This window comes from Phenylobacterium sp. (assembly GCF_004799395.1).
Taxonomy (GTDB): domain Bacteria; phylum Pseudomonadota; class Alphaproteobacteria; order Caulobacterales; family Caulobacteraceae; genus Phenylobacterium.
The window spans coordinates 1-6,707 of sequence record NZ_SSMZ01000278.1; the positions used below are offsets into that span (position 1 = coordinate 1).

The 6,707-nt window shown below is 68.6% G+C and carries 6 protein-coding genes; 3 read left to right on the forward strand and 3 right to left on the reverse strand.

Features of this window, described 5'->3' with window-relative positions:
• The coding region (locus tag E8A12_RS18120; RefSeq protein ID WP_293371413.1) for a BON domain-containing protein at positions 1-935 on the forward strand (935 nt) is incomplete at its 5' end.
• 47 nt (positions 936-982) lie between these two features.
• Here E8A12_RS18120 and msrB read toward each other — a convergent pair.
• On the reverse strand, positions 983-1,492 hold the full coding sequence (gene msrB / locus E8A12_RS18125) for a peptide-methionine (R)-S-oxide reductase MsrB (RefSeq protein ID WP_293371415.1): 510 nt from the start codon (positions 1,490-1,492) through the stop codon (positions 983-985).
• 57 nt (positions 1,493-1,549) lie between these two features.
• Between msrB and E8A12_RS18130 the strand changes: the two genes are divergently transcribed.
• Together E8A12_RS18130 and E8A12_RS18135 are read left to right on the forward strand one after the other, a co-directional pair.
• Complete coding sequence (locus E8A12_RS18130; protein ID WP_293371417.1) at positions 1,550-3,526, forward strand: acetyl/propionyl/methylcrotonyl-CoA carboxylase subunit alpha; 1,977 nt, start codon at positions 1,550-1,552, stop codon at positions 3,524-3,526.
• A gap of 48 nt (positions 3,527-3,574) precedes the next feature.
• Positions 3,575-3,985, forward strand: a complete 411-nt coding sequence (locus E8A12_RS18135) for a DUF805 domain-containing protein (RefSeq protein WP_293371419.1) — start codon at positions 3,575-3,577, stop codon at positions 3,983-3,985.
• Here E8A12_RS18135 and E8A12_RS18140 read toward each other — a convergent pair.
• Together E8A12_RS18140 and E8A12_RS18145 are read right to left on the reverse strand one after the other, a co-directional pair.
• Positions 3,960-6,038 carry a S9 family peptidase gene (locus E8A12_RS18140; protein WP_293371421.1) on the reverse strand — a complete coding sequence of 693 codons (2,079 nt, stop codon included), beginning with the start codon at positions 6,036-6,038 and terminating at the stop codon, positions 3,960-3,962. The two genes, E8A12_RS18135 and E8A12_RS18140, sit on opposite strands and share 26 nt — an antisense overlap.
• A 64-nt stretch (positions 6,039-6,102) precedes the next feature.
• On the reverse strand, positions 6,103-6,707 hold a 605-nt coding region (locus E8A12_RS18145), incomplete at its 5' end, for an SPOR domain-containing protein (protein ID WP_293371423.1).

Here is a 6,707-nt window from a genome sequence, read left to right on the forward strand (position 1 = left end):
ACAGCGGCGGCGTCCGCGAGGGTTCCGCCGCGCGCGGCTGGCAGGATCGGGCCTACGGCGGCGTGAGCCCGGCCATGCGGCGCGGCGACTATGGCAAGACCCCGCGGTTCGGCGGCGAAGACTACACCGCCTCTGGCCGGTTCTATGGCGATGACGGCGAGCGGGTCTACGGCGAGGAATATGGCTACGGCCCGCGCGACCTGGACCAACACGGCCCGACCAGCGGCTATGACGCCGCCTACAGCCCCACGCGCGCCCGCTATCACGCTGAAGGCTATGGCGAGCCGGGGTATGGCGGCTATCGGAGCGAATTCCGCAGCACGCGCCCGGCCAGCGGCGGGACCGGCGGCTACGACTACGAGCGCGGCTACGGCTACGGCTACGGCTACGGCGACAACAGCCGCCGAGAGAGCCGATCGGACCGCTTCGAGGACGCCGGGCGCAAGTCCGGCGAGTTCCTGCACCGCGCGGGCGAAAAGGTCGCCGCCTGGTTCGCCGGCGGTTCGGAGGCGCGCGCCTACGCTCCTGGCGACGATCAGCCGGCCTCCCGTGGGGCCCGCGGCCTGGGACCCCAGGGCTACAAGCGCGCCGACGAGCGGATCAGCGACGACGCCCACGAGCGCCTCACCGACGACGCCTGGCTGGACGCCAGCAACATCACACTGACCGTTTCCGGCGGCGAGATCACCCTGTCCGGCACCGTGGAGAACCGCGAGTCCAAGCATCACGCCGAACGTCTGGTGGAGACCATCTCCGGGGTGAACCACGTGCAGAACAACCTGCGCCTGGAGAAGGGGAACTATTTCACCAGCCCCGGCTCCGGCTATGGCGACAGCGTCCTGGGCGCCCAGATCCGGGCGGCGGACGACGAACCCGCCACCAACGGGACCGGCGGCGCAGGCGGCGGCCAGTCCTCGGCGGGCCGGAAGAATTAGATCGAGTCTCCAGGAGCCTTCTCCCCTCGGGGAGAAGGACCCCGGCGTCAGGCCGCCGCGGTCGCCTTGGCGACGCCTTCGCCGCGGCGAAGGCGATCGGGCAGGGGCGCGCCGTAGGGGACGAACTCCAGCGAGACGGAGTTGATACAGTAGCGCAGCCGGGTCGGCGGCGGGCCGTCGGGGAAGACGTGGCCCTGGTGGCTGCCACAGCGCGCGCAGGTCGTCTCGATGCGCACCATGCCGTAGGAGACGTCCCTGATCGCCTTGACGTGGGCTTCGTCGACCGGCGCCCAGAAGGACGGCCAGCCGGTGCCGCTCTCGAACTTGGTCTTGTGCTCGAACAGCGGCATGCCGCACAGCCGGCAACAGTAGACGCCCGCATCCTTCTGATCCAAGAGGCCGCCACAAAACGGCGCTTCGGTGCCGTGGTGCAACAGGACATCGGCCTCTTCGCGGGTCAGCGAGGCCTCGAGAGCCTTGCGTTCCTCAGCGGTGGGCGCGGTCAGGTCGAAGCCGGAAGGCGACACCTGGGTTGGGGAGAGTTGTGGCGTGGTCATGACGCGCAATCTAAGGTCCCGGCCTTCGGTTCGGAAGTGAGGCGCGTGCTCCGCTAGATGTTTTCCAAGATCCTGATCGCCAACCGGGGCGAAATCGCCGTCCGCATCATCAAGACCTGCCGCCGAATGGGGATCGCCACGGTGGTCGTCTATTCCGAAGCCGACGCCGATTCCATGGCCGTCGAAATGGCCGACGAGACCGTGTTCATCGGCCCGCCGCCCGCGGCGCAGTCGTACCTCGTGGCCGACAAGATCACCGCCGCAGCCCACGAGACCGGCGCTGAGGCGATCCACCCCGGGTTCGGATTCCTTTCGGAGAACGCCGGCTTCGCCAAGCGCTGCGCCGAAGAGGGCATCGTCTTCATCGGCCCGAACCCGCACGCCATCGAGGCGATGGGCGACAAGATCCAATCGAAGCTGTTTGCGGTGAAGGCTGGGGTCTCCGTTGTGCCAGGCCACGTGGGCGAGATCGACGACACGGCGCATGCCATCAAGATCTCCGGGGAGATCGGCTATCCGGTGATGATCAAGGCCTCGGCCGGCGGCGGCGGCAAGGGCATCCGCGTCGCCTGGAAAACCCGCGACGTCGAGGAGGGCTTCCCTGCGGTGAAGGCCGAGGCCAAGGCCAGCTTCGGCGACGACCGCATCTTCATCGAGAAGTTCATCGAAAGCCCGCGTCACATCGAGATCCAGGTGCTGGGCGACAAGCACGGCCATGTCGTCCACCTGTTCGAGCGCGAGTGCTCGATCCAGCGGCGCAACCAGAAGGTCATCGAGGAGGCGCCCAGCCCGCTGCTCGACGAAGCCACGCGCGCGGCCATGGGCGAGCAGGCGGTGCGCCTCGCCCAGGCGGTGAACTATGACTCAGCCGGCACCGTCGAGTTCGTCGCCGGCCAGGACAAGAGCTTCTTCTTCCTGGAGATGAACACCCGCCTGCAGGTGGAGCATCCGGTCACCGAACTGATCACCGGCCTGGACCTGGTCGAGCAGATGATCCGCTCGGCGCACGGCGAGACGCTCGCCTTCACGCAAGCTGACCTGAAGATCAACGGTTGGGCCATCGAGAGCCGGATCTACGCCGAGGACCCCTATCGCGGCTTCCTGCCCTCCATTGGTCGTCTGGTCCGCTACGACCCGCCGGCCGAGGGCGAAGTGGCTGGCGCCACGGTTCGCAACGACGCCGGCGTCCGCGAAGGCGACGAGATCTCGATGTTCTACGACCCGATGATCTCCAAGCTGTCGACCTGGGCGAAGACACGGCTGGGCGCTGTGGACGCCATGGGCCGGGCGCTGGAGGACTTCCACATCGAGGGTCTGGGCCAGAACATCCCGTTTCTCAGCAGCGTGATGGACCAGGAACGGTTCCGCTCCGGCAAGCTCTCCACCAACTACATCAAGGACGAGTTCCCCGACGGCTTCTGGGGCGCGGCGCCGACGCCGTTCCAGCGCGACCTGATGGCCGCCGTCGCCTGCGCCATGCACCGCACGATCACGCGGCGCGCGGCGCCGCAGCTGATGCGCGACGACTGGGTGGTGATCGAAAACGGCGAGCGGCGGCTGGTGCGGGTGACCAACGGCGCGGCGCTGACGGTGGAGTTCCTCGACGAGGGCCGAACTCTGAAGCTGGAGGACGCCGACTGGCGTCCGGGCAAGGCGGTGTTCCGCGGGCTGCTCGATGGCCGGGCGTTCTCCGCCCAGGTCGAGCCTCTGCCGGAAGGCTTTCGCATCCGCCACAGAGCCGCCAGCGCCAAGGTGCTGGTGCTGACGCCTCGCACCGCCGAACTGCACGAACGGCTGCCGCCGAAAAAGGCCGCCGACACCTCGAAGATGGTGCTCTCGCCGATGCCGGGCCTGGTGGTGACGCTGGACGTCGCCGTCGGCCAGCAGGTCCGCGCCGGCGAGCCGGTGGCCGTCATCGAGGCCATGAAGATGCAGAACATCATCCGCGCCGAGCGCGACGGCGTCGTCAAGGCCGTCAACGCCGCCGCGGGCGACAGCGTGGCGGCCGACGAGGTCCTGGTGGAATTCGCCTGACCGCGGCGGCAGCGCTATGTTGCGGCGTCGGATTCGCTGGGGCGCGCCATGAACGGCCAGATCGACTGGAGCGAGCTGTTCTTCTCGGCCAACGGCCGGGCGGCGCGCATGCCCTCGCTGATCGCGGTCGGCGTCCTGCTGTTCATAGGGACCTTCTACGAGGCGGCAGCGCCGTCGGCTGTCCACTGGATCACCGGCTGGTTCGTCTATCCGCCGCTGTTCTATTGCGGCGCCTGCGTGCTCTCCAAGCGCCTGCATGACCGCGGCCGTTCCGGCTGGTGGGCGGCGCTCGTCCTGGTCTCGGTGGTCGCCGTCTGGCCGCATCCGGACAGCTTCTTCGACTTCGCCTTCACCCTGGTGCTGATCTGGGCCGGGGTGGAGCTGGGGGCCATGCCCGGCGAGGCGGGCGCCAATCGCTATGGCCCCAACCCGCTCAGTCCGGTGCTTTCTCTGCCTTAGCGGGCGGCGTAGGCGTCAGCGCCGGGGCCAGGGGTTCGCCGAAGATGTAGTGGCCGAACCAGTTCTCGTTCTCCTCCATCACCGCACGCTGTTGCTTGGGCTTGTTGATGGGGTGGCCGAAGCCGTCGTAGAGCACCATCTTCACCGGCACCCCATGGTCCTCCAGCGCCTGGCGCAGCTCGAAGCTGTCGGCGACAGGCACGCGCTTGTCGGCGCTGCCCTGCTGGATCAGCGTCGGTGTCTTGGCCTTGGCGATGTAGGTGATCGGCGAGGTCTTGGCGTAGATTTTCGGATCGTCCCAGGGCGTCGAGAGCAGGTACTGGCGCGTGAACGGCGTGATGTCGGTGTTGGCGTAGTAGGTCATCCAGTCCGAGATGCCCGCGCCCACCGAAACCGCCTTGAACCGGTCCGACGAGGTGGTGATGAAGGCCGAGATGTAGCCGCCCTCGCTCCAGCCCATGGCGCCGACCCGGTCCTTGTCGACGAAGCCCTTGGCGATCAGGGAATCGACGCCCGAGATCACGTCGGCATAGTCGCCGACGCCGAGGTTGCGGACGTTGAGCGCGCGGAACTTCGCGCCGTATCCCGCCGAGCCGCGGTAGTTGGGGCGAAGCACCAGGGCGCCTTTCGCGACGAACCGCTCGATCGGGTAATAGCGGTCGGCGCCCAGCGCGGGGGTGTCGATGCCGGTCGGGCCGCCGTGGATCACCACCAGCAGCGGGTACTTCTTGTGCGGATCGAAGTCGGCCGGCGTATAGAGCACGCCTTCCACCTGGGCCCCGTCGCGGGATTTCCACTGCACAAGCTCGCGCCTGGCGATCGCGAACTGGGTGAACTGGTCCTGGCCCCGGGTGACCTGCACCGGGACGCCCGTGCCGAAGTCCTGGAGGAAGATCTCCGGGAACGCGTTGGCGTTGGCGCCCAGGTAGGCCACGCGCTTGAACCCATCGGCGAAGCTGAAGCGGCTGCTGATCTCCGAGCCGGGCAGGGCCACGAGACTGGCCGTCAGGGCCTTGGGGTCCGCCAGGTAGAGGTGGGATTCTGTCCCCTTGCGGCCGGCGAAGTAGATGCCCTCCGGCGCCCAGCGCAGGATCGCGGCGTCCTCGTCGAACGCCGGGTTGATCACCGTCACGGAACCCCCGTCGCGGTCGACTACGGCGATCTTCTGGTTGGCGTAGAAGAAGTATTTGGCGCCCGGCGAGGCCCGGAAGGCGATGCGCTGGCCGTCGGGCGACCAGTGCGGGTCGGTGTTGGGCCCGGGCGCGTCGACGATCTTCTTAGGCGTCCCGCCGTAGGCGCTCACCGTGTAGATCGCGCTGCTGAACGCCGAGATCAGGTCAGGGTCGCGCTGGGCGGAGAAGGCGATGGTCTTGCCGTCCGGCGAGAAGGCGAAGCCGTCGACGCTGAAGACGTCGCCGCTGGTGATGGCGACCGGCGCGGCGACCTTGAAGACACCCTTCGGGTCGGCGTCGGGCAGCACGACCCGCCACAGGTGGACCATGCCGTAGTCCGCGTGGATCACATGGTACTCGCCGAAGCTCTCCTTGCGGTCCTTCAGGGCCTTGGGTTCGGGGGCTTCCGCGGCGACCGCGAGGCCGCTCGAATCCGGCGCCCATTCGAAGGCGTTCACGCCCTTCTCGAACACCGCGATCTGCTGCGCCTCGCCGCCGTCGGCGGGCATGACGTAGAGCTGCTTCTTGTCCGCGGGGCTCTTCGGCAGGACGCCGGGGCGATCGGAGAGGAAGGCGATCCAGCGGCCGTCCGGCGACCAGGCCGCATCGCTGCTCGACTTCACCGACGTAGTCAGCCGGCGCGCGACCCGGGTCTTGGCGTCCGCCAGCCAAAGGCTGGTCTCGAAAGCGTTGGTGTCCCAGTTGGTGGTCGTCTGCTCGTAGATCACGTGCTTGCCGTCCGGTGAGATCTTCGGCGACCCATAGCTGACCATGTCGAGGGTTTCGGTGATGGTCGGAGCCCGGCTCGGTCCCTCCGCTCGCGCCGGCATGGCCAGCATCGCCAGGGCGCACGCCATCGCGCCGATCTTGAAATATGTCATCAGCTGTCCCCGAGGTATTCGCCCACGGGCCACGATGCACCGCCCGGCGTCGGCGTCAAACGCCTCAGTGGCGTACGAAGCAGGCCTGCCCGGCGGCTGTCAGCTTTTTGCAGAGGCTGGTCGCTTCGGAGGCAGAGCTGAAGCCGGTGATCAGGGCGCGGTGCACGGTCTTGCCGTCCACCTCGGCGGTGACGACATCGGTTCCGTGGCCGGAGATGTCGTCGGCGAATTTCTTCTTGAAGCGGCCCAGGAGGCCTTGGGCGTCGGCCAGGTCCGGCGAAGCGCCGATCTGCACAGCGACGCCGGCAACCGGGCCTGCGGCCGCGACGGCCGCCTTGGGCTTGGCGGGCGGCGGCGAGGCTGGGGCCAGGGTGGAGCGCAGGGCGGGCAGCGGGCGCGGCGTGTCGGCGGCGGCCGGCGGCGGGGCCGAGGCAGGCGGCGGCGCGGACTTTGGCGCAGGCGGCGGCTTGGCGGCGGCCACCTTCACCTTGCCGTCGAAGGGCCGGCGGAAGTCGCGGTCGCACAGAGCGCGGACCACCGCGCCCAGCGGCGCGCCGACGACCGGATTGACCCAGTTGGCGTCGGCGTCGCGCACCGTATGCGGGTCGGTGCGCAGGTCGCGGCCGTGGAAGCCGGTCATGACTCCCAGGCGGACCAGGCGTTTGTCAC

What these genes read in the sequence shown, in the direction of transcription:
- msrB (WP_293371415.1), bottom strand. Translation starts at nt 1,492, where the DNA reads ATGACCACGCCACAACTCTCCCCAACCCAGGTGTCGCCTTCCGGCTTC.
- E8A12_RS18130 (WP_293371417.1), top strand. Translation starts at nt 1,550, where the DNA reads ATGTTTTCCAAGATCCTGATCGCCAACCGGGGCGAAATCGCCGTCCGC.
- E8A12_RS18135 (WP_293371419.1), top strand. Translation starts at nt 3,575, where the DNA reads ATGAACGGCCAGATCGACTGGAGCGAGCTGTTCTTCTCGGCCAACGGC.
- E8A12_RS18140 (WP_293371421.1), bottom strand. Translation starts at nt 6,038, where the DNA reads ATGACATATTTCAAGATCGGCGCGATGGCGTGCGCCCTGGCGATGCTG.